Annotated in this window: 18 protein-coding genes, 1 tRNA gene and 1 pseudogene; 9 read left to right on the top strand and 11 right to left on the bottom strand. The window is 39.4% G+C overall.

What is annotated here, in order from left to right; all coding sequences use genetic code 11:
- Nucleotides 1-5 precede the first annotated feature (5 nt).
- From gatA to I6852_RS04210, 4 genes are all read right to left on the bottom strand, one after another.
- A complete protein-coding gene (gatA, locus tag I6852_RS04225; RefSeq protein WP_197291310.1) occupies nucleotides 6-1,367 on the bottom strand; it encodes an Asp-tRNA(Asn)/Glu-tRNA(Gln) amidotransferase subunit GatA in 1,362 nt (453 codons plus the stop codon).
- 58 nt (nucleotides 1,368-1,425) lie between these two features.
- Nucleotides 1,426-2,016, bottom strand: a complete 591-nt coding sequence (gene coaE / locus I6852_RS04220; RefSeq protein WP_197291311.1) for a dephospho-CoA kinase — start codon at nucleotides 2,014-2,016, stop codon at nucleotides 1,426-1,428.
- A 1-nt stretch (nucleotide 2,017) separates the two neighbouring features.
- The gene (locus I6852_RS04215) at nucleotides 2,018-2,806 is read right to left on the bottom strand and encodes a spermidine synthase (RefSeq protein WP_197291312.1); all 789 of its coding nucleotides are present in this window, start codon (nucleotides 2,804-2,806) and stop codon (nucleotides 2,018-2,020) included.
- A gap of 91 nt (nucleotides 2,807-2,897) precedes the next feature.
- Complete coding sequence (locus I6852_RS04210; protein WP_197291313.1) at nucleotides 2,898-3,794, bottom strand: hypothetical protein; 897 nt, start codon at nucleotides 3,792-3,794, stop codon at nucleotides 2,898-2,900.
- Nucleotides 3,795-3,870: 76 nt separating this feature from the next.
- Here I6852_RS04210 and der point away from each other — a divergent pair, with 76 nt between their 5' ends.
- The 9 genes from der (at nucleotide 3,871) to I6852_RS04165 (ending at nucleotide 12,379) form a co-directional block, all read left to right on the top strand.
- The gene (gene der, locus I6852_RS04205; protein ID WP_197291314.1) at nucleotides 3,871-5,259 is read left to right on the top strand and encodes a ribosome biogenesis GTPase Der; all 1,389 of its coding nucleotides are present in this window, start codon (nucleotides 3,871-3,873) and stop codon (nucleotides 5,257-5,259) included.
- Nucleotides 5,260-5,400: 141 nt separating this feature from the next.
- The gene (locus I6852_RS04200) at nucleotides 5,401-5,685 is read left to right on the top strand and encodes an HU family DNA-binding protein (RefSeq protein ID WP_120896103.1); all 285 of its coding nucleotides are present in this window, start codon (nucleotides 5,401-5,403) and stop codon (nucleotides 5,683-5,685) included.
- A 56-nt stretch (nucleotides 5,686-5,741) separates the two neighbouring features.
- Nucleotides 5,742-5,818: transfer RNA gene (locus I6852_RS04195), tRNA-Arg, on the top strand.
- Between the two features lie 542 nt (nucleotides 5,819-6,360).
- Complete coding sequence (locus I6852_RS04190) at nucleotides 6,361-6,966, top strand: LPP20 family lipoprotein (protein WP_001236582.1); 606 nt, start codon at nucleotides 6,361-6,363, stop codon at nucleotides 6,964-6,966.
- Between the two features lie 19 nt (nucleotides 6,967-6,985).
- A complete protein-coding gene (locus I6852_RS04185; protein WP_197291315.1) occupies nucleotides 6,986-7,603 on the top strand; it encodes an HP0838 family lipoprotein in 618 nt (205 codons plus the stop codon).
- Nucleotides 7,600-9,363 (top strand): OmpP1/FadL family transporter, encoded by a 1,764-nt coding sequence (locus tag I6852_RS04180; protein ID WP_197291316.1) that lies wholly within the window; start codon nucleotides 7,600-7,602, stop codon nucleotides 9,361-9,363. Before I6852_RS04185 ends, I6852_RS04180 begins: the two co-directional genes overlap by 4 nt.
- Before the next feature lie 21 nt (nucleotides 9,364-9,384).
- Complete coding sequence (pseB, locus tag I6852_RS04175) at nucleotides 9,385-10,368, top strand: UDP-N-acetylglucosamine 4,6-dehydratase (inverting) (protein ID WP_031250742.1); 984 nt, start codon at nucleotides 9,385-9,387, stop codon at nucleotides 10,366-10,368.
- On the top strand, nucleotides 10,365-11,642 hold the full coding sequence (gene coaBC, locus I6852_RS04170; RefSeq protein ID WP_197291317.1) for a bifunctional phosphopantothenoylcysteine decarboxylase/phosphopantothenate--cysteine ligase CoaBC: 1,278 nt from the start codon (nucleotides 10,365-10,367) through the stop codon (nucleotides 11,640-11,642). The genes pseB and coaBC overlap by 4 nt, the downstream gene beginning before the upstream one ends.
- The gene (locus tag I6852_RS04165; RefSeq protein WP_197291318.1) at nucleotides 11,642-12,379 is read left to right on the top strand and encodes a hypothetical protein; all 738 of its coding nucleotides are present in this window, start codon (nucleotides 11,642-11,644) and stop codon (nucleotides 12,377-12,379) included. Before coaBC ends, I6852_RS04165 begins: the two co-directional genes overlap by 1 nt.
- Before the next feature lie 94 nt (nucleotides 12,380-12,473).
- On the opposite strand, the gene thiE is transcribed toward I6852_RS04165, so the two are convergent.
- From thiE to I6852_RS08000, 7 genes and pseudogenes are all read right to left on the bottom strand, one after another.
- Complete coding sequence (gene thiE, locus I6852_RS04160) at nucleotides 12,474-13,145, bottom strand: thiamine phosphate synthase (protein WP_197291319.1); 672 nt, start codon at nucleotides 13,143-13,145, stop codon at nucleotides 12,474-12,476.
- Entirely contained in the window at nucleotides 13,138-13,947 is an 810-nt protein-coding gene (gene thiD, locus I6852_RS04155) for a bifunctional hydroxymethylpyrimidine kinase/phosphomethylpyrimidine kinase (RefSeq protein ID WP_197291320.1), read from the bottom strand. The genes thiE and thiD overlap by 8 nt, the downstream gene beginning before the upstream one ends.
- Nucleotides 13,944-14,723, bottom strand: a complete 780-nt coding sequence (gene thiM / locus I6852_RS04150; protein WP_197291321.1) for a hydroxyethylthiazole kinase — start codon at nucleotides 14,721-14,723, stop codon at nucleotides 13,944-13,946. The genes thiD and thiM overlap by 4 nt, the downstream gene beginning before the upstream one ends.
- 117 nt (nucleotides 14,724-14,840) lie before the next feature.
- On the bottom strand, nucleotides 14,841-17,843 hold the full coding sequence (locus I6852_RS04145) for an HsdR family type I site-specific deoxyribonuclease (protein ID WP_197291322.1): 3,003 nt from the start codon (nucleotides 17,841-17,843) through the stop codon (nucleotides 14,841-14,843).
- A gap of 157 nt (nucleotides 17,844-18,000) precedes the next feature.
- Nucleotides 18,001-18,693, bottom strand: a complete 693-nt coding sequence (locus I6852_RS04140; RefSeq protein WP_197291323.1) for a restriction endonuclease subunit S — start codon at nucleotides 18,691-18,693, stop codon at nucleotides 18,001-18,003.
- Between the two features lie 10 nt (nucleotides 18,694-18,703).
- Complete coding sequence (locus tag I6852_RS04135; RefSeq protein WP_197291324.1) at nucleotides 18,704-20,293, bottom strand: type I restriction-modification system subunit M; 1,590 nt, start codon at nucleotides 20,291-20,293, stop codon at nucleotides 18,704-18,706.
- Nucleotides 20,233-20,456, bottom strand: a pseudogene (locus I6852_RS08000) (type I restriction endonuclease). Before I6852_RS08000 ends, I6852_RS04135 begins: the two are co-directional and overlap by 61 nt.
- Nucleotides 20,457-20,459 lie beyond the last annotated feature (3 nt).

Below are 20,459 nucleotides of genomic sequence, written 5' to 3'. Positions count from 1 at the left end.
TATCCTTAATCTAATTTTAAATCTAATTCTTGCTCTAAAGCGTAAGAAACGTCTAAAAGGCTTTGCTCATCAAAAGCCTTAGCAATGAATTGCATCCCTATTGGCAAGCCTAAAGGATCTTTAGCGACCGGCAGGGCAAGGGCTGGCAAACCGCTCAAATTCGCCCCAATCGTGTAAATATCGCTCAAATACATTTCTAAAGGGCTTGCATGGTAGTTGAATAAATGAGCGCTCGTAGGGGCTACAGGGGTAAAAATCAAATCCACTTCTTCAAAAATCTTGTTGTATTGCTCTTTAATTATCAAACGCATTTGCTGGGCTTTCAAATAATAAGCGTCATAATACCCGCTGCTTAAGACAAAATTCCCTAACATGATGCGCCGTTTCACCTCATCGCCAAAACCTTCACTGCGGCTTTTGAGATACAATTCTTTCAAATCTTTAATATTTTGAGCCCTCCTCCCATAACGAACCCCATCAAATCTGGCCAGATTCGAACTCGCTTCAGCCATGCTGATAATATAATAAATAGAGATTTGATAATGCGAATCCAACATCTTTTTTTCCACAATCTCATGCCCCATTTCTTTCAAGGCTTTAAGAGTGTTCTCATAAGCGAGTTGCACTTCATTGCTCGCGTCTTTAATGTGATCCCTTAAGATAGCGATTTTAAAGCGTTTGTCTCTGTTAAGGTTTTTAAAGGTTTGCGTGGGTTTGAGATTAGCGCTCGTGGAATCCTTGCTATCATACCCACTAATGGCGTCAAATAAAATAGAAGCGTCTTCTACATTTTGCGTGATAGGCCCGATTTGATCAAAACTAGAACAATACGCGATCAAACCATAACGGCTCACCCTCCCATAAGTGGGTTTTAACCCCACGCACCCGCAATAGCTCGCCGGCTGCCTGATAGACCCGCCCGTATCGCTCCCTAAAGCCGCCACCGCTAAGCCCCCAGCCACGGCTGCTGCACTCCCCCCACTGCTCCCCCCAGGCACTCTGTTTTTATCTCGTGGGTTTTTAGTGATCCCATAGCAACTAGACTCTGTGGTGCTTCCCATCGCAAACTCGTCCATGTTAGAAAGCCCAAACCCTGCCATGCTGTTTTGGTGCAAGTTTTCCATCACGCTCGCATGATAAGGGGCAATATAGCCTTCTAAAATCTTACTAGAACAGGTGATTTCCCACCCCTTAACGCTGATATTGTCTTTAATAAGGATTGGCACCCCCTTAGCGCTAGCGCCATTAAGGCTAGGGGCTTTAATATAAGCGTTCAAATCTGAAGCTCTAACCTTAGCGTCAATTTCGTTTTTAAGGGTTTCTAATTCATCTTGAGATAAAGAAAGGGCTTGTTTTAAAGTGATCATGTGTTTAGCCTTACAAAAAATTTAATGGTAGTTTAACATGCTTAGAGATAAAACGAGCTTATAAGAGCGTTTTTAAAAAGCGTTCAACTTGCTTATTTAAATCTTTCAAACTGGAGCTGTTGTCTATAATGTAATCGCTCATGGCGCGTTTTTGCTCTATATCTATTTGACAAGCTAAGCGCTGCAAAATCTCAGATTCTTTGAGTTTGTCTCGCTCTAAAAGGCGCTCAATTTGTAAAGCTCTTGGTGCATAGATTAAAACCACTTTACTCACAGGATAGCATTTTTTACCTCCCACTTCAAAAAATAAAGGGATGTCTAAAAAATACGCTTGATGATTTTTTTCTAATTCATAGGCTTTTTTAAGCATGCATTCACGGATTAAGGGGTGTAAAAAATCCTCTAGCCACTTTAATTTATTAGCATTTTGAAACACGATAGCGCCAAGTTTTTTACGATTCAAAATATCCTTTTCTAAAATATCTGATCCAAAATGTTGGGCGATTTTAAACCGATGCTCTTGCAATAATTGATGGGTGATCTTATCCGCATCTAAAATTTGATAACCTTGCGATTCTAATATTTTAATGGTGGTGCTTTTACCGGTGCCTATCCCCCCTGTTAGAGCGATAGCGTTTTTTAAAACCATTTTAAGATTTGATATTGTCTTTCAAGACTTCTTGTAAATTTTTAGGCAAAGCGAATGCAGCCCTATGAATGTCTTCGTTATAGTATCTCACGCTTTTTAGCGCTTCTATTTTTGGCGCTATTAAATCTTTTAAGGGGTGGGTTTTAAAAGAAGCGTAAATATAACCCTTATTGCTCAAAATCCTTAAAGGCGCTACAAAAGGCATGGCAACAGAAAAAAACTCGCCCATGTTTTTAAGGGCGTTTTGCATGCTCACATGCTCTAATAATGGGTGTTTGGCTACAGAAATAAACACCCCATCTTCTTTAAGCATTCTTTTTAAGCCATCCACTTTATGAATATCTGGCTCTTGCAAGCAAAGAATCAAATCGTATTTTTTAATGTCTAAATCTAAGAGTTGTTTAGCGTGCGTGAAATTCTTGTTGTTTTTCACTTCATGGAAATGGGGGAAAAAACTAATGAAGCTGTCTAAAATCTTTTCATCCGCTTGCACAAAATCTATATGCGTGTCGTATTTAAAAAGCTGGTGGGCTAATTCCAAATCAAACCCATCCACGATTAAAATCTCTTTAAGCTCCTTTTTAGTGCAACCCCCCATATGAGCGAGCAACTCGCTTTCAATGTGCAAAAAATTCTTGAACAGCAACTGGCGGTTAAGCATTGCAATTTCACCAAAATCCTTAGATTTAAAAATCTCTAAGATATTATGCTCGCTTCTAACATCTAATAATTTCGCTTCTATGGTGTATTCTTTACGCAAATACGGCGTGATTTCTTGGGTGATCCACATAAACATTCCTTAGCTTACTTTTTAATAATATCCATGCCTTTGAAACGCTAACATGCTACCCAAAAAAATCTAAATTGTCGTAATAAACGCCCTAACTTTCCTTAAGGCATTCTAAAAAAAGTTCCGTATCGCTCTTAAAGCGCTCTTTTTTAAAGTCCAAATCAATACTGATGGCTTTATGCTGGCTGTCTAATTTATCGGTTGAATGCTTTTTTAACACCATTTGACACTTTTGAATTTCAATGGCGTCTAAAGCCTTATCCCCTATCGCCCCTATCGTATAAAAATCATCGCTCTTTTTTTCTAAGAGAAAGGATTCATAAAAAGGCCTTAAACTCAAATTGCTGTTATTGGTGGTATAAACATACGAAGAAATTTTGCCCTTAAATTGCGCGATTTGCGTTTTAGTGTCGTTAAAAGTGAAAGTTTGGATCTGGCGATCTTTGTCGTTTTGATCTTTTAAAAAACGCTTCAAGGCTTTGGATTTGATTTCTATCAGCCATTGATCCCCTTCTTTACTCATAACAATATCCCCGTCCTTTAGGGGGTAGAAATTTTGTTGGGAATATTCAATGAGTTTTGGATCTTTTGTTTTTCTTTTTGGTTTGTAAAGGAACGGGTTTTTTATATCATTATTGGCATTATTAGTGTTGTTGTGAGACTCATTTGGGTATAAGAGCGGGTTTTTTTCATTATTATCGCTTGGCTCATTCAATAAAATCAAAGGAGTTTCTTTAGGGTCATTGTCTTCGTCGTTGGTTAGTTGGAAAAAAGCGTTTCTTTCCTCTATAGGCTGATACACCATGTTTTGTAAAAAAATCGTTTCGCTAAAGACTTCGTAATCCGAATCCACATAGCTAGGGCGTTGAGAGCCGTCATTTTCTTGCTCTTGGGCTTTTTTTTGCAATTTGATAAACCTCTCTTGCGAGCAAGCTAAAAAGCATATTAAAATCATTATTACCACGCCTATTTTTTTGACTAAAAACAACGCTAGACCCTTATTTAAGCTTTAAATAACTATAATATTGTAATCTAATTTTGATTAAATTGAAGCGATAAAAAAGATGAATACAAGCCATAAAACTTTAAAAACCATTGCGATTTTAGGCCAGCCTAATGTGGGGAAAAGCTCGTTATTTAACCGCTTGGCTAGAGAAAGGATCGCTATCACTTCAGATTTTGCAGGCACTACACGAGACATTAACAAACGAAAAATCGCACTAAATGGCCATGAAGTGGAATTGCTAGACACAGGGGGCATGGCTAAAGACGCTCTTTTGTCTAAAGAAATCAAAGCCCTTAATTTAAAAGCCGCTCAAATGAGCGATTTGATTTTATACGTTGTGGATGGCAAGTCTATCCCTAGCGATGAAGACATCAAGCTTTTTAGAGAGGTTTTTAAGATCAACCCTAACTGCTTTTTAGTGATCAATAAGATTGATAACGACAAAGAAAAAGAGCGAGCTTATGCGTTTTCTTCTTTTGGCATGCCAAAGAGTTTTAACATCTCCGTTTCGCACAATAGAGGCATTAGCGCATTAATTGATGCGGTATTGAACGCATTGAATTTAAACCAAATCATAGAGCAAGATTTGGATGCGGATATTTTAGAAAGCTTAGAAACCCCTAATAACGCTTTAGAAGAAAATAAAGAAGAAGAAATCATTCAAGTAGGCATCATTGGGAGAGTGAATGTGGGCAAAAGCTCGCTCTTAAACGCGCTCACGAAAAAAGAAAGGAGCCTTGTCTCTAGCGTGGCTGGCACTACCATTGATCCTATAGATGAAACCATTCTCATAGGCGATCAAAAAATCTGCTTTGTGGATACCGCTGGCATCAGGCATAGGGGTAAAATCTTAGGCATTGAAAAATACGCACTAGAACGCACGCAAAAAGCCTTAGAAAAATCCCACATCGCGCTTTTAGTTTTAGACGTGAGCGCTCCTTTTGTGGAATTGGATGAAAAGATCAGCTCTTTAGCGGATAAACACTCTTTAGGCATCATTCTCATTTTAAACAAATGGGACATCCGCTACGCCCCTTATGAAGAGATCATGGCAACCTTAAAAAGGAAATTCCGCTTTTTAGAATACGCCCCTGTGATCACAACCAGCTGCTTAAAAGCGCGCCATATAGATGAAATCAAGCATAAAATTATAGAAGTCTATGAGTGTTTTTCCAAACGCATTCCCACGAGCTTGCTCAATAGCGTGATTTTTCAAGCCACCCAAAAACACCCCTTACCAAGCGATGGAGGGAAATTAGTGAAAGTGTATTACGCCACGCAATTTGCCACCAAACCCCCTCAAATTTCGCTCGTAATGAATCGCCCTAAAGCCTTGCATTTCAGTTATAAGCGCTATTTGATTAACACTTTAAGGAAAGAATTTAATTTTTTAGGCACGCCTTTAATCCTTAACGCTAAAGATAAAAAAAGCGCCCAACAAAATTAAATTTTTTATGCGTTAAACCCCCTTAAAAAAGCGTTTTTGCTTGATTTATCTTTAGGATTTGATTATAATTATCGCTCAATCAGTCAGGCTAAGCGATTAAACCGCTTGGTTTTGGCATCTATTAGAAAAGGGGTTATCCACATGAACAAAGCGGAATTTATTGATTTGGTTAAAGAAGCGGGTAAATACAACAGCAAAAGAGAAGCCGAAGAAGCGATCAGTGCCTTTACTCTAGCGGTACAAACAGCTTTAAGCAAGGGTGAGAGCGTGGAGTTGATTGGTTTTGGCAAATTTGAAACCGCAGAGCAAAAAGGCAAAGAGGGTAAAGTTCCAGGAAGCGATAAAACTTATAAAACCGAAGACAAACGAGTACCTAAATTCAAACCCGGCAAAACCCTTAAACAAAAAGTTGAAGAAGGCAAGTAAATCTAATCCACTCAGCAAGGGGCTTATCAATAGAGTTTCTTGCTTTCTTATAAAATGTCCTTGTAGCTCAGCTGGATAGAGCGTATGATTCCTAATCGTAAGGTCGTGGGTTCGAATCCCGCCAAGGACACCACTCGCACTATTTTCACTATCATAGGGATTTACAATAATCGTTGTTTATATTTTTGATGAAATAAGGTAGTTAAAAATTTAACCTTATCCTTAAAAAGCGCTCAAAAAATTTTATTTTATTTCTCATCTTATTTAAAAAATATTCAAAGTATTTTTTTACAACAAAAGAGCTTGTAAAAAGCAAGCGATAACCTCTTAAAAAAGCGCTCTTTAAGGGGTTTTTAGTTGTGGGTTGTAGGGGAGAATTTTTCAAAATACCCCCTATCCTATTAAAAAAATGAATTTAAAAATCAAACTTAAAAAATGAGTTTTATCATAAAATAAAATCTTAAAACGATACAATCAAGCCATTAAAATCCCTTTTTTTAAAAAATTGAGTGATCCCTATTAAAAATTTTAGGAAAGCCAAAAAATAAATCATAACCCCCTAGACTTTAAACTTAAAGCTCACTAGCCTTATAAGATTAGTTAAGAATATCCGCATGACAAATCCATTCAAAAATGATATAATAGACTTGATCAACTCATTTTAAGGAAATGCCCATGCGTTTGCACTCTGCCTTTTTTGGTATTAATTCATTGCTTGTTGCCACTCTTTTGATAAGCGGTTGCAGTCTCTTTAAAAAGCGTAACACTAACGCCCAGCTAATCCCCCCTTCAGCTAACGGCTTACAAGCCCCCATTTATCCCCCAACCAATTTCACCCCCAGAAAGAGCATTCAGCCTCTCCCTAGCCCTCGCCTTGAGAATAACGATCAGCCCATCATTAGCTCTAACCCCACTAACGCTATCCCTAACACCCCCATTCTCACGCCTAATAATGTCATTGAATTGAACGCAGTGGGCATGGGTGTGGCTCCAGAATCCACCATTTCGCCCTCTCAAGCCCTAGCTTTAGCTAAGCGAGCGGCTATTGTTGATGGCTACCGCCAGTTGGGTGAAAAAATGTATGGCATCAGAGTGAACGCTCAAGACACCGTCAAAGACATGGTTTTACAAAATTCCGTGATTAAAACGAGGGTGAATGCCCTCATTCGTAACGCTGAAATCACTGAGACCATCTATAAAGACGGCTTGTGTCAAGTGAGCATGGAGCTTAAATTAGACGGCAGGATTTGGTATCGTATTTTGAGCGGAGCGAGAGGATAAACTCTCTTACTCTATAATCATGCGGTATTTTAAAAACGCTTTTTTATTATTTTTCATGACGCTTTTTTTGATCTCTTGCTCCAAGCACCCTTTTTCTAAGCAAACCCCCAAAACTAGGGAGCAGATCAAACAAGAAGAGGCTCGTAAAAAAAGAGAAGAGACTTTGAATGCCTTGCGCCAATTCAGACTCATTTATATTAACACGCCGGTTTTTCGCTTTTATGATTACGGCACGATTAAAACCGATAAAGACCATAATATTGAAGTAACCCTTTACAAGCTCAGCCAAAGAGTGGGCGATATTTACATGACTAAACGGAGCATTTGTTTTAGCCAAAAATGTTCGGCCAAATGGATTGCTGCAAGGGATTTGTTTGGTAAGGTGAGCTATGGGGATTTGTTTGATGACATTGTTTTAGGGAGGGATATTTTTAAAGGTTTAGGGAAACGCCACCTAACCCCTGAATACGTGATCCAAAGGTTTCAAAAAAGCGGGGAAATTATCCTTTATGAAAGAAAAAATGGCCTGATTTCTTTCCAGAATTTGACGCAAAAAATTGCTATTAGGATTGAGCCCTATGAGCCTTCTTTGCAAGATTTAGAAGATAATGAAAACGCTGACAGCGAGCTCCAATGAAAAACTTTTCCCCACTTTGTTGTTTTAAAAAGCTCAAAAAACGCCATTTAATCGCTTTGAGCCTGCCCTTGCTTTCTTATGCGAATGGCTTTAAAATCCAAGAGCAAAGCCTAAATGGCACGGCTTTAGGCTCGGCGTATGTCGCTGGGGCTAGGGGTGCTGACGCTTCTTTTTACAACCCGGCTAACATGGGCTTTACTAACGATTGGGGCGAAAACAGAAGCGAATTTGAAATGACCACCACCGTGATTAACATTCCAGCCTTTAGCTTTAAAGTCCCTACGACCAATCAAGGCTTGTATTCGGTTACGAGTTTAGAAATTGATAAAAGCCAACAAAATATTTTAGGCATCATCAACACTATAGGGCTTGGCAATATCCTTAAAGCGCTTGGCAATACGGCCGCTACCAATGGCTTATCACAAGCAATCAATCGTGTTCAAGGGCTTATGAATCTAACCAATCAAAAAGTCGTAACCCTCGCTTCAAATCCTGATTCTCAAATCGTGAATGGTTGGACGGGCACGACTAATTTTGTTTTACCCAAATTCTTTTATAAAACCCGCACGCATAACGGCTTCACTTTTGGGGGGAGTTTTACCGCTCCTAGCGGACTAGGCATGAAATGGAATGGTAAGGGGGGGGAATTTTTGCATGATGTGTTTATCATGATGGTAGAGCTTGCCCCTAGCATGAGCTATACTATTAATAAGCGCTTTTCCGTGGGCGTGGGTTTAAGGGGGCTTTATGCGACCGGGAGCTTTAATAACACCGTTTATGTGCCTTTAGAGGGCGCTTCGGTTTTGAGCGCAGAGCAAATTTTAAATCTACCCAACAATGTTTTTGCCGATCAAGTGCCAAGCAATATGATGACTTTATTAGGCAATATCGGCTACCAACCAGTGCTTAATTGCCAAAAAGCCGGTGGGGATATGAACGATCAGAGCTGTCAAGAGTTTTATAACGGCTTGAAAAAAATCATGGGTTATAGCGGCTTAATCAAAGCGAGCGCGAATCTTTATGGCACGACTCAAGTCGTGCAAAAATCTAACGGGCAAGGCGTATCAGGGGGCTATAGAGTGGGTTCGAGTTTGCGTGTGTTTGATCATGGCATGTTTTCTGTGGTGTATAATTCTTCAGTTACCTTTAACATGAAAGGCGGTTTAGTGGCTATCACAGAGCTTGGCCCTTCTTTAGGGAGCGTTTTGACTAAAGGCAGCTTGAATATCAATGTTTCACTCCCCCAAACCCTAAGCCTAGCCTACGCCCACCAATTTTTTAAAGACCATTTAAGAATAGAGGGGGTATTTGAGCACACCTTTTGGAGTCAAGGGAATAAATTTTTAGTAACCCCTGATTTTGCGAACGCTACTTACAAGGGCTTAAGCGGGACGGTGGCTTCACTAGACTCTGAAACGCTTAAAAAAATGGTAGGCTTAGCGAATTTTAAAAGCGTGATGAACATGGGGGCTGGCTGGAGGGACACCAACACCTTTAGATTAGGGGTAACTTACATGGGTAAAAGCCTTCGTTTAATGGGTGCTATTGATTATGACCAAGCCCCAAGCCCCCAAGACGCGATAGGCATTCCGGATTCTAATGGCTATACCGTGGCTTTTGGGACGAAATACAATTTTAGGGGCTTTGATTTGGGCGTAGCGGGGAGTTTCACTTTTAAAAGCAATCGCTCTAGTTTGTATCAATCCCCAACCATTGGGCAATTGAGAATCTTTAGCGCCTCTTTAGGCTATCGCTGGTAAAACATGCCAAATCATCAAAACATGTTGGATAACCAAACGATTTTAATCACCGGTGGCACTGGGAGTTTTGGCAAACGCTTTGTTCGTAAAGTTTTAGATACCACCAACGCTAAAAAAATCATCGTTTATAGCCGAGATGAATTGAAACAAAGCGAAATGGCCATGGAATTCAATGATCCTAGGATGCGTTTTTTTATTGGCGATGTCAGGGATTTAGAGCGCTTGAATTACGCTTTAGAGGGCGTGGATATTTGTATCCATGCGGCTGCGCTCAAGCATGTGCCCATCGCTGAATACAACCCCCTAGAATGCATTAAAACCAATATCATGGGAGCGAGCAATGTGATTAACGCATGCCTAAAAAATGAAATCAGCCAGGTTATCGCTTTAAGCACTGATAAAGCCGCTAACCCCATTAACCTCTACGGCGCAACGAAATTGTGCAGCGACAAGCTCTTTGTGAGCGCGAATAACTTTAAAGGCTCTTCTCAAACGCAATTTGGCGTGGTGCGTTATGGTAATGTGGTGGGGAGTCGTGGGAGCGTGGTGCCTTTTTTTAAAAAATTAGTCCAAAACAAAGCGAGTGAAATCCCCATTACAGACACTCGCATGACACGATTTTGGATCACTTTAGATGAGGGGGTTTCTTTTGTGCTTAAAAGCTTGAAAAGAATGCATGGGGGTGAAATTTTTGTGCCTAAAATCCCTAGCATGAAAATGACTGATCTCGCTAAAGCCCTAGCCCCCAATACCCCTACTAAAATCATAGGGATTCGCCCGGGCGAAAAACTCCATGAAGTGATGATCCCTAAAGATGAAAGCCATTTGGCCCTAGAATTTGAAGACTTTTTCATCATTCAGCCCACCATAAGCTTCCAAACGCCTAAAGATTACACGCTCACCAAACTCCACGAAAAAGGCCAAAAAGTCGCCCCCGATTTTGAATACAGCAGCCATAATAATAACCAATGGCTAGAGCCTGATGATTTATTGAAATTATTATGAATTTTTTAGAAGATTTATTTTACCCCTTAAGGTTATTAGAAAACAAGCGCGTTTTATTGCTCGTGAGCGGTTCTATTGCGGCGTATAAATCCCTAGAATTAACGCGCTTGTTGTTTAAAAGCGGGGCTAGTATCCAAGTGGTGATGAGTAAGGGAGCAAAAAAATTCATCAAACCCTTAAGCTTTGAAGCCTTGAGCCACCATAAAGTCTTGCATGATTGTAATGAAAAATGGTATTACAACCACCAAAACAAGTTGCACCACAACCACATCGCATGCGCTGCTGATGCTGATTTGCTCATCTTTGCCCCTTTAAGCGCTAACAGCCTGTCTAAAATCGCCCACGCTTTAGCGGATAATATTATCAGTGCGACTTTTTTAGCTTGCGCTTCCCCTAAAATCCTAACCCCCAGCATGAACACTAACATGCTCAATTCCCCTATCACTCAAAGTAATTTAAAACGCTTGAAAGATTCCAACCACATTATTTTAGACACCAAAAACGCCCTTTTAGCATGCGACACTAAAGGTGATGGGGCGATGGCTGAGCCTTTAGAAATCCTTTTTAAAGCCGCTCAAACGCTCCTAAAAGACGCTTATTTTGAAAACAGAGAAGTCATAATCATGGGCGGCGCAAGTATAGAAAAGATTGACAGCGTTAGAGTTATTAGCAATCTTTCTAGCGGGATTCAAGCGAGTGCGTTAGCCCTAGCGTTATATTTTAAGGGAGCGAAAGTAACTTTGATTGCATCCAACTTCCCCACTCCTTTGCCTAAAGAAATCACAAGCGTTCCCGTTAGCGACACCGCTTCTTATGAAAACGCCTTAAATAACGCCACTAAAAACCTACAAAAGCATGCCTTAAAACCCCTGCTCTTTAATTTAGCTGCCATTAGCGATTATGTGCCTAAAACTTCTTTTAACCACAAGCTTAAAAAAAGCGAAATCGGCGAAACCCTAAACATTGAATGCGTTCAAAATAAGGATTTACTGGCTTCTGTCAATCCTAACCAATTCGTTAAAATCGGTTTTAAAGCCGAAGACGATCAACAAAACGCCATGCAAAATGCACAAAATCTTTTAAAACCTTTTCAAGATAACGGCAAGGATTGCTCTGTGGTTGCTTTGAATCTCATTAAAGATTCACGCCCCTTTGGCTCATTAGAGAATGAATTGTGGCTTTTTAGCCATCAAAAAACCCAAAAAATCCCTTCTATGAATAAATTAGAAGCGAGTTTTAAAATCCTTGATTTTATCAAAGACAACGCCCTTTAATGCTAGAAGCCCTAAACGCCCTAAACCAGCTTAACGCCCTTCATTCCAAAAACGCCGCACACCATTTTAACGCCACTTTACCCATTCTTTTAAAAGTGCTAGAAAAACAAGATAAAGATCTTTTTCTTTTGCAAGTGGGCAATAAAATTATCCCCACCAAAAGCGAACAGGAATTAAAAATCAATCAGCCTTATTTTGCGACTATGCAAAGAAATCAGCTAGGCGATATTGTGCTTAAAAATTTAGTGCCTGCCCCAAAAATCTTAGACGCATTAAACGATTTGCCCGCTATTGAAATACATAAATTAAAAGAAATCTTAAACGCCAAAGACAACACCCCTTTAAAAGAATACAAAGAACTTTTGAGCGAAAAATTAATCCATGCTAAAAATTCGCAAGAGTTTTTGAATACAGCCAACATGCTTTTAAGCTTGCAATCGCAGGTTTTAAGCTTTGTGGTTGAAAACGAACGCAAAAAAGCCTTTTTGCAAGTGAAAGCCAAAAAACAAAGCGTTGATTTTTACGCTCTGTATCCTAACTTGGGCGAAATTGGCGGCGTTATTTATTTGAAGGAAAAAGAAAAACAACTTTTTTTAAAAACCACCCTCCAAAGGACCAAAGAGGTTTTAAAAGAGGCTCAAAATACCCTTTTAGGCTTTTCTTTTGTGGAAATTGCGTGCGAAAAAACCCCTATGCTTTTTGCCTTTGAAGAGCGCTTATTGGACACGATAGGGTAGTTTTTAGCGTTTTAAAACGCCTTTATGATGGATTTAAACGCTTTTAAATCCAATAAAAAGCGATACCCTTTTTTATGTTAATCCATGCGGAATTTTAAAATTCCTCACGCATTTTTAAAAGTGTTTCAATTGCTAAGGCTTTATCTTTGGCTTGCGTGATCGCACTAATGACTGCGATACCGCTGAATTTTTGCAATTTTGAAGCGTTATGCGTCGTGATGCCCCCAATCGCTATGAGGGGTTTTTTTACCCCGCTGTCTCGTATTTTTTTTAAAAGCTCTATGCCTACAACTTGTTTAGCGTCTTTTTTAGATGGTGTGGGGAAAATAGGGCCTACCCCAAAATAGGCTACGGCGTCTAAATGGCACGCTTTTAGGACTTGATCTAAAGTATTGACGCTCAAACCTATAAATTGGTGCTTTTTGCATAAAGTTATTACCTCTTCTATGGCCATGTCTTCTTGCCCCACATGCACGCCATCAGCCTTTAATTCTAGCGCGAGTTGCACCTCATCATTGACAATAAAAGGCGCGCCGTATTTTTGGCATAATTTTTGACACTCTAGGGCTAATTGCTTGATTTGAGTAGGATCTTGTAAGGCTAAATCGCCTTTTTGGCGGAATTGAAACGCTGTGATTTTAGATTTTAAAGCTAATTCTAAAGTCTCTAAAAGCGCGTTTATCCTATCGTTTTTACCGCCCCTTATGTGGTAGAAGTCTTGCGAACCAGCCACAAACATGAGTTTCAAACAATTCGCATCAAACAAGATTTTTAACGCTCCATAAATTCAAAGGCCCATGCCCATGCCCAATGTTTAAAGGGTTTTGAATGATGATGGTTAAAAGCTCTTTAGCCTTTGAAATAGCGTTTTTTAAATCCAACCCTTGAGCGAATAAGCCCACAATCAAGCTAGACAGAACACAACCCGTGCCATGCGTGTTTTTCGTGTTAAAGCGCTTGGCGTTTAGGATAAATTCAGCGTCTTCTAAAAACACCCAGTCGTTGCTAAATTCCCCTTGAAAACGCTCTGTATGCCCCCCCTTAATCACAGCGTTTTTAACGCCTAAATCCCTTAAAACGCCCATCGCTTTTGAAGCGCTGTTATCGTCTCGCACTTGAACGCCTGTGAGCGCATAGACTTCAGGGAGGTTAGGGGTTAATAAATTGGTTTTGGGTAAAAGGCGTTTTTTTAAGCTTAAAATCGCATCTTCTTCTAAAAGCAAAGCCCCATTTTTTGCCACCATCACCGGATCTAAAACGCACAACCCAAAATCACAAGTTTCTAAAGCGTCCGCCACGCATTCAATGATTTTAGCGTTGCATAACGCTCCCATTTTGAACGCTTTGATAGAAAAATCATCTCTAATGGCTAAGATTTGCGCTTTCACGCTCTCTACACTCAACGGATAAACCCCATGCACGCCCTGTGTGTTTTGCGCGGTGATGCAAGTGATCACGCTTGTCCCAAACACGCCCAAAGTTTGGAACGCTTTCAAATCGGCCTGTATCCCAGCACCCCCACCGCTATCGCTGCCAGCAATGCTTAAAACTTGCGGATAAATTTTCACAATACTTCCTTAATAAGGCTATTTTCTAACTCTATGGGCAAACTTAGAGCGTCTAAAAAATAAAACAAGAACGAACCATTAGAGCCGTTATTTTCTAACACTTTTTTTTGTGCGTTAAAAGCGGCTTGTTTATAGAAAGCGCAAAGTTGCGCCATAGAATCTAAGGGGTCTTTTTTCAAACTCAAAAAGCTCGCGCACGCTGCTGTATGCAAACACCCAGCCCCAGTAATCACAGCCAAATATTCGCTCCCTCCAGTAATACTCAAAACCTTTTTCCCATCGCTCACGTAATCTGTTTTACCCGTCATTACCGCTATCACAGAATATTTTTGAGCCGCTCGTTTGATTATTTCTACAGGCGTATTGGCATAGTGAGAGTCTAGCCCCTTACTTTCGCAAGAAATACCCACTAAAGAGCCTAATTCTGCAGCATTACCCCTAAGCGCGCTAATCCCACCACTTTTCAAAAGCTCTAAACTGGTGTCATAGCGCAAAGCACTCGCTGAACACCCCACAGGATCTAACACGATGGGTTTATTCAAAGCCTTGTAATGTTTGATCGCCTCTTTAGCGCATAAAATGGTGCGATCATTAAGGGTGCCAATATTGATAGCGAGCGCGTCAGAAATTTTTGCCAAATCTTGCATCTCATCAATCGCATCACTCATTAAAGGCGATGCCCCTAAGGCTAATAAACCATTAGCCACAAATTGCGCCACCACATAATTGGTGATATTATGCACTAAAGGGCGTTTTTGGCGTAATTCTTTTAACACCACAAGCCTCCTTAAATTTTCTTTTATTTTACAAAAAAATCCATTAATTTATTTTACAAAAAAATCCATTAAGCGGTGCTGTCTTTGAGTTTTAATACAAAAGCGTTCAACAATGAATTATTTTTCATTAACCTCATCTTTCTTAACCCCATTTTTCTTAAATATAGCGCTAGTGAGATCACAAAAGCGGTGGAAAAAACGAGAAAGGCTTGCAGCGACTTTTTCTTTCACCTCTTGATAGCGCGAATTTTTGTCAAATCTGGAGGGTTTTTCTTCAATGATTTCAGGAAATTTTGTCCCGCTAAAATTAATTTCGCCCCCTTTAAAGGCATGCTGCATGAACGAATAGGCTTTTTCTTCATTCAAGCGGTTTTCTTCTATGATATTTTGGAATTCCTCTTCTCTTTTTTGGTGGATATAATCTTGAAAATACGCATGGACTTCTTGGTCTTTGTTGTATTTGTCAATGAAATCCATGATCAAATCTTTTTTATTCCTTAACTCTATGCTGGAGTTGATGATTGGCTCTATTTTGGTTTTAACGCCTTGAATTTCCACCCCATGCCCTTTAGCGAACTCTTCAATCAAATTCAAAATATAGTCAATATTGACTTCCACCTGCTTGATGAGTTCAATTTCAAAAATCAAATCATCATTAATCTCTTCTTTATCCCTCCCTTTTTCTGACCTCATTGCATCGTAAAAATCAAGGTATTTGCTTTGATAGTCTTGAAAATCCCTGGGATTGATGTGATCGTCTTTGTTGAAATTTTCAAAGCTGTTTAAAATATTTTCTAATTTCAAAATCTTGCCAAAAAGCTTGATGAAATCCTTTTTCTGGCTTTCTGAAATAATCGGCTCTTTTAACGGGAATTCGCTTAAGAGCCTTCCAATCAAACCCTCATAGCCCTCGTATTCTTTATTGTTATCCGTGTAGCCTTTCAAATAATCTTCATATTTTCTTAATAGCGCAATAGACCTAGCGTCCTTATTGCCAAAAAGCATGAGAGCGTCATTTAAATCCTGCTCTAAATCCCTAAAACACACGATATTCCCATGCGTTTTAACGCTATCTAAAATGCGGTTTGCGCGTGAAAAAGCCTGAATTAGCCCATGGTATTTCAAGTTTTTATCCACCCAAAGGGTGTTGAGCCTTGTAGCGTCAAACCCGGTAAGGAACATGTTTGCCACCAGTAAAAGATCGATTTGGCGCTCTTTCATTTTTTGAGAAAGATCCTTATAATAGCTTTGGAATTTTTGATCCGAAGTGTCAAAAGAAGTTTTAAACATCCCGTTATAATCCGCAATCGCACCCTCTAAAAAATCCCTTGAGCTTTTATCTAGCCCACTAGCGCTTTCATTGTTTTCATCTTCTAGTGCTTCAATTTCTTCATTAGCGCTATAACTGAAAATGGTAGCGATTTTAAGGTCGTGTTTTTCTTCTTTAAAGGCTTGGTAGTATTTTTTCAGCGCTTCTATACCAGAGCATGCCAGAATGGAATTGAACTTTTTATTTTTAGTGGCTTGATTGAAACGCTCTACAATGCATTTAGCGATTTCTTTAATCCTCCTACTATCTAAAAGCGCACTTTTTTCATCAACCGCTCTAACCTTATTATCTATAATGCCCTCTTTAGCTTTAATGGTGTTGTGGTATTCCACTCTAAAGGGCAAAACGTTTTTATCCCTGATCGCATCAATAATGGTGTATTGGTGGAGGCATCTCCCAAATTTTTGCTCCGTCGTGCCTAACGGGTTGTTTTTATCGCAATTAGCTGCAAAAATGGGCGTGCCAGTGAAGCCAAAAAGGTGGTATTTTTTAAACGCTTTAGTGATAGCTTGATGCATTGAGCCTAACTGACTCCTGTGGCATTCATCAAAAATCATCACCACCTCTTCATTAAAAATCGCATGCCCTTTAAGGTGGGCTTTAACGAATTTGTCTAATTTTTGGATCGTGGTGATAATGATTTTAGCGCTAGGGTTTTCAAGCTGTTGTTTTAAAATCTTGGTGCTTGTGTTGGAATTAGCGCAATCTTTTTGGAATTTATCGTATTCTTTCATGGTTTGATAGTCCAAATCCTTCTTGTCCACCACAAACAAAACCTTTGAAACATGTTCTAATTCTTTAGCCAAAGTGGCGCTTTTAAAGCTCGTTAAGGTTTTACCGCTCCCTGTCGTGTGCCAGATATAGCCTCCGTTTTCACTTTTCCCATAAGTTTTACTATTTTGCGTGGCTTTGATTTTTTCCAAAATCCTTTCGGCCGCCACGATTTGATAAGGCCGCATCACCAATAAAACCTCTTCGCTAGTAAAAACGCAATAGCGCGTTAAAATATTCAAAAGGCTGCGCTTCGCAAAAAACGACTGGGCAAAATCCATTAAATCCTCAATATTATTATTCTTGCTATCCGCCCAGTAATTCGTGAATTCAAAAGTATCGGCTTTATGGTTTTTTTCCATTTGGGCTATTCTTGTGGTGTTTGAATAGTATTTACTACTCGTGCCGTTACTGATGACAAAAATCTGCACGAACTCAAAAAGCCCGTCTTCAGCGCTAAAACTATCCCTTTTATAGCGCTTGATTTGATTGAACGCCTCTCTGATCGCCACGCCTCTTTTTTTCAATTCCACATGCACTAAAGGCAAGCCATTCACAAGGACGCTCACGTCATAGCGGTTTTGATACTTCCCCCCTTTATTGCTGTATTGGTGGATCACTTGCAAGGCGTTTCTATGGATATTTTTCTTATCAATGATTTTAATGTTTTTGGTTTTCCCGTTCTCTAGGGTTAAATTAAAAATCGGATCTTCTTGGATTTTTCTCGTTTTAGCCTTATAATCCTCGTTTTTATTAGCGATGAATTGAAAATAAAGAGTGTCCCATTCTTTGGGCGTGAAATGATGATCATTAAGCTTTTCTAACTGCTCTTTTAAATTGTCTTTTAATTCTTCTTCTTTGTGAATGTTTTTAAATTCATAGCCTTGTTTTTGTAAAAGCGCCATAAACGCCCTTTCTAGCTCTGCTTCGCTCTCATAAGCGCCTTTTTTTTCATTATCGCTATGAAATTGCGCTACTACCGTGCTTTCATTGCTTTCTGCGATGGTTTCGTAATTCATGTTATTCCTTTTAAAAAATATTTCAAATTCATTTTATAAGAAAAATATTTCAAATTCATTTTATAAGGGGATAGGGGGGTATTTTGAAATAATTCTCCCCCTACAACCCCCTTAAGATCCCCCTAACCCCCCAAGACCGCTTTTTTTCAAGAGGCTATCACTTGCTTACGCAAGCTCTTTGTTCTTTATTTGGGGTTAGGGGTTTGAAAGTCAGTAGTTTTTCTCGGTAATATTCGTATTGCTTTTTCCTAGCTTTTATTTCAGCGGGGATACCGGCTAATAAATCGGTGGTTAAAATTGAAAATTGATCCAAAATCTTAACGATCTCTTGTTGGATCTCTAGGGGCGGGATGGGGATTGTTATTTGAGAAAGTAATTGCTTTGAAACATTGAAGCGTGTTACACCATTAGCAACTTTTGAAATATTTTTCCTAAAATTGTAGTCTCTTAAAAAATGTTTAAGAAACGATGGATTAAATAAATTCTCATCAAAAAATCTAAAACCAAAACAAAAACTATTAAGATAAATATCTTTTTCAATCTTTTGAGTAACTACGCAAGACATCGCACAATCCTCTAAATTTTCAGATGAACCAGTAAAAAGCACATCGCCTAATTGAATTGTATTTTGTTTTTCTTTATCCCCTATTTGAACGCTTTCTAAAGCATTTAGATCTAATTGTGGATTATTAAAAACATTGACATAAGGAACATAAAATTTATTCCCTTGAGAGAAAGATTTTTTACTTTTTCCAACAAGTCCGCCATAAAATTCCCCAATATCCCCCAATTTCCTAAACTCCACCCCCTTAGGCGCTAGAGTTTGGAGGAGTTGCTCTATTTTATGCATTTGGCCCCCTTTAAGCTTCTAACTCTTTGATGATGGATTCAAGGCTGTTTCTTAAAGCGCTCTGTTTTTCTACGATTTGAGCAATTTCACCATTAAGCGCCTTAATGTCAATGACTTCTTTCGTGTCTTCTTGCTCCACATAGCGGTTCACCGAGAGGTTGTAATCGTTTTCTTGGATTTTCTCAATATTAGCTAGAGTGCAAAAATGCTTAACCTCTTTTCTTTCAATATAGGTTTGCAAAATCTTTTCTCGGTTGCGCGCTTTGAGCTTGTTTTTCTTGCCCTCTTTGACAAATTCCTTACTCGCATCAATAAAAAGCGTGGTGTCGTCTTTTTTGTTTTTCTTAAGCACTAAAATGCAAGTAGCGATACTCGTTCCAAAAAAGAGGTTGTCTGGTAAAGCGATCACGCAGTCAATGAAATTTTCCTTGACTAAATACTCTCTGATTTTCTTTTCGGCACCGCCTCTATAAAGCACCCCGGGAAATTCCACGATCGCAGCCGTGCCTTGATTGGAGAGATAAGAAAGCATGTGCATGGTGAATGCGAGATCGGCGGCGTTTTTGGGCGCTAGCACACCGGCTTTGCTAAAGCGCTCATCGTTGATTAAAAGGGGGTTGTTATCGCCTATCCATTTAGTGGAATAAGGAGGGTTGGAAACGATCGCGTCAAAAGGCTCATCGTCTTCATGCTTTGGGTCTAAAAGCGTATCCCCTAGTGCTATGTGGAATTTAGAGTAATTGATGTCATGCAAAAACATGTTGATGCGGCAAAGGTTGTAAGTGGTCAAATTGATTTCTTGCCCAAAATACCCTTTTGAGACGTTTTTATCGCCTAGCACTTTAGAAAATTGTAAGAGCAAGCTCCCGCTCCCACAGCATGGATCATAAACTTTATTAATACTCTCTTGGTCGTGCAGGGCGATTTTAGCGAGTAATTCGCTCACTTCTTGGGGGGTGAAAAATTCCCCTCCGCTTTTGCCGGCATTGCTCGCATACATGGTCATTAAATATTCATAAGCGTCGCCAAAAACATCAATCCCGCTTTTTTGGTAGTCGCCTAATTGCATGCCCCCTATGGCTTGAAGGATTTTAGTCAGTTTTTCAACCCTATTTTTATGAGAGCTCCCTAATTTATTACTATTGACATCTAAATCCGCAAACAAGCCTTTGACATTTTCTTCTGATTTAAACCCTAGGCTGGATTTTTCTATTTCGTTAAAAATATTTTGTAAGGTTACATTGAGATCTTCATTAGTGGGTGCGTTTTTTAGCGCGTTACAAAATAAAGCACTTGGCGGGATGAAAAAGCCTTTTTCTTCAATAAGCCCTTCTCTTGCACGCTCGGCCACTTCATCGCTTAATGAAGCGTAATCAAAACTCGGATCGCTTTCTCGCTGATTGATGTAACGAGTCATGTTTTCTGAAATGTAGCGGTAAAAAAGAATGCCTAAAACGTATTGCTTAAAATCCCAGCCATCCACTGAGCCTCTCAATTCATTAGCCACTTTCCAAATGGTGTTGTGCAATTCGTTGCGCTCTAATGAAGAAGATGCATGCTCGTTGTTTTTCCCATTCGCTTGAGTGTTTTTGTTTTCCATGATGGTATAAGCCCCTTTTTTGTGTTTTGATTGGCGGTTTTGTTTGGCGTTGTCAGTGCGCCCTTTAAAGGCTTCATTATATCAAAGAATATTATTTTTTATTCCTTGCGTTTTGTGTGCGTTTGTGGGGTAAATAAGCTATAATCACCCTTTTAAAATTCATTTT

Origin of the sequence: Helicobacter pylori (genome assembly GCF_015904775.1) — a bacterium.
Taxonomy (GTDB): Bacteria; Campylobacterota; Campylobacteria; order Campylobacterales; family Helicobacteraceae; genus Helicobacter; species Helicobacter pylori_DM.
The sequence above is the reverse complement of the archived record's forward strand: the minus strand, read 5'-3'. Positions and strand labels throughout refer to the sequence as shown.

Bases quoted from the DNA above. Each gene is read 5' to 3' on its own strand.
- I6852_RS04165 (WP_197291318.1), top strand. From the start codon at position 11,642: ATGCTAGAAGCCCTAAACGCCCTAAACCAGCTTAACGCCCTTCATTCC.
- I6852_RS04145 (WP_197291322.1), bottom strand. From the start codon at position 17,843: ATGAATTACGAAACCATCGCAGAAAGCAATGAAAGCACGGTAGTAGCG.
- gatA (WP_197291310.1), bottom strand. From the start codon at position 1,367: ATGATCACTTTAAAACAAGCCCTTTCTTTATCTCAAGATGAATTAGAA.
- I6852_RS04215 (WP_197291312.1), bottom strand. From the start codon at position 2,806: ATGTGGATCACCCAAGAAATCACGCCGTATTTGCGTAAAGAATACACC.
- I6852_RS04180 (WP_197291316.1), top strand. From the start codon at position 7,600: ATGAAAAACTTTTCCCCACTTTGTTGTTTTAAAAAGCTCAAAAAACGC.
- coaE (WP_197291311.1), bottom strand. From the start codon at position 2,016: ATGGTTTTAAAAAACGCTATCGCTCTAACAGGGGGGATAGGCACCGGT.
- I6852_RS04200 (WP_120896103.1), top strand. From the start codon at position 5,401: ATGAACAAAGCGGAATTTATTGATTTGGTTAAAGAAGCGGGTAAATAC.
- der (WP_197291314.1), top strand. From the start codon at position 3,871: ATGAATACAAGCCATAAAACTTTAAAAACCATTGCGATTTTAGGCCAG.
- I6852_RS04185 (WP_197291315.1), top strand. From the start codon at position 6,986: ATGCGGTATTTTAAAAACGCTTTTTTATTATTTTTCATGACGCTTTTT.
- pseB (WP_031250742.1), top strand. From the start codon at position 9,385: ATGTTGGATAACCAAACGATTTTAATCACCGGTGGCACTGGGAGTTTT.
- I6852_RS04190 (WP_001236582.1), top strand. From the start codon at position 6,361: ATGCGTTTGCACTCTGCCTTTTTTGGTATTAATTCATTGCTTGTTGCC.
- I6852_RS04140 (WP_197291323.1), bottom strand. From the start codon at position 18,693: ATGCATAAAATAGAGCAACTCCTCCAAACTCTAGCGCCTAAGGGGGTG.
- coaBC (WP_197291317.1), top strand. From the start codon at position 10,365: ATGAATTTTTTAGAAGATTTATTTTACCCCTTAAGGTTATTAGAAAAC.
- I6852_RS04135 (WP_197291324.1), bottom strand. From the start codon at position 20,293: ATGGAAAACAAAAACACTCAAGCGAATGGGAAAAACAACGAGCATGCA.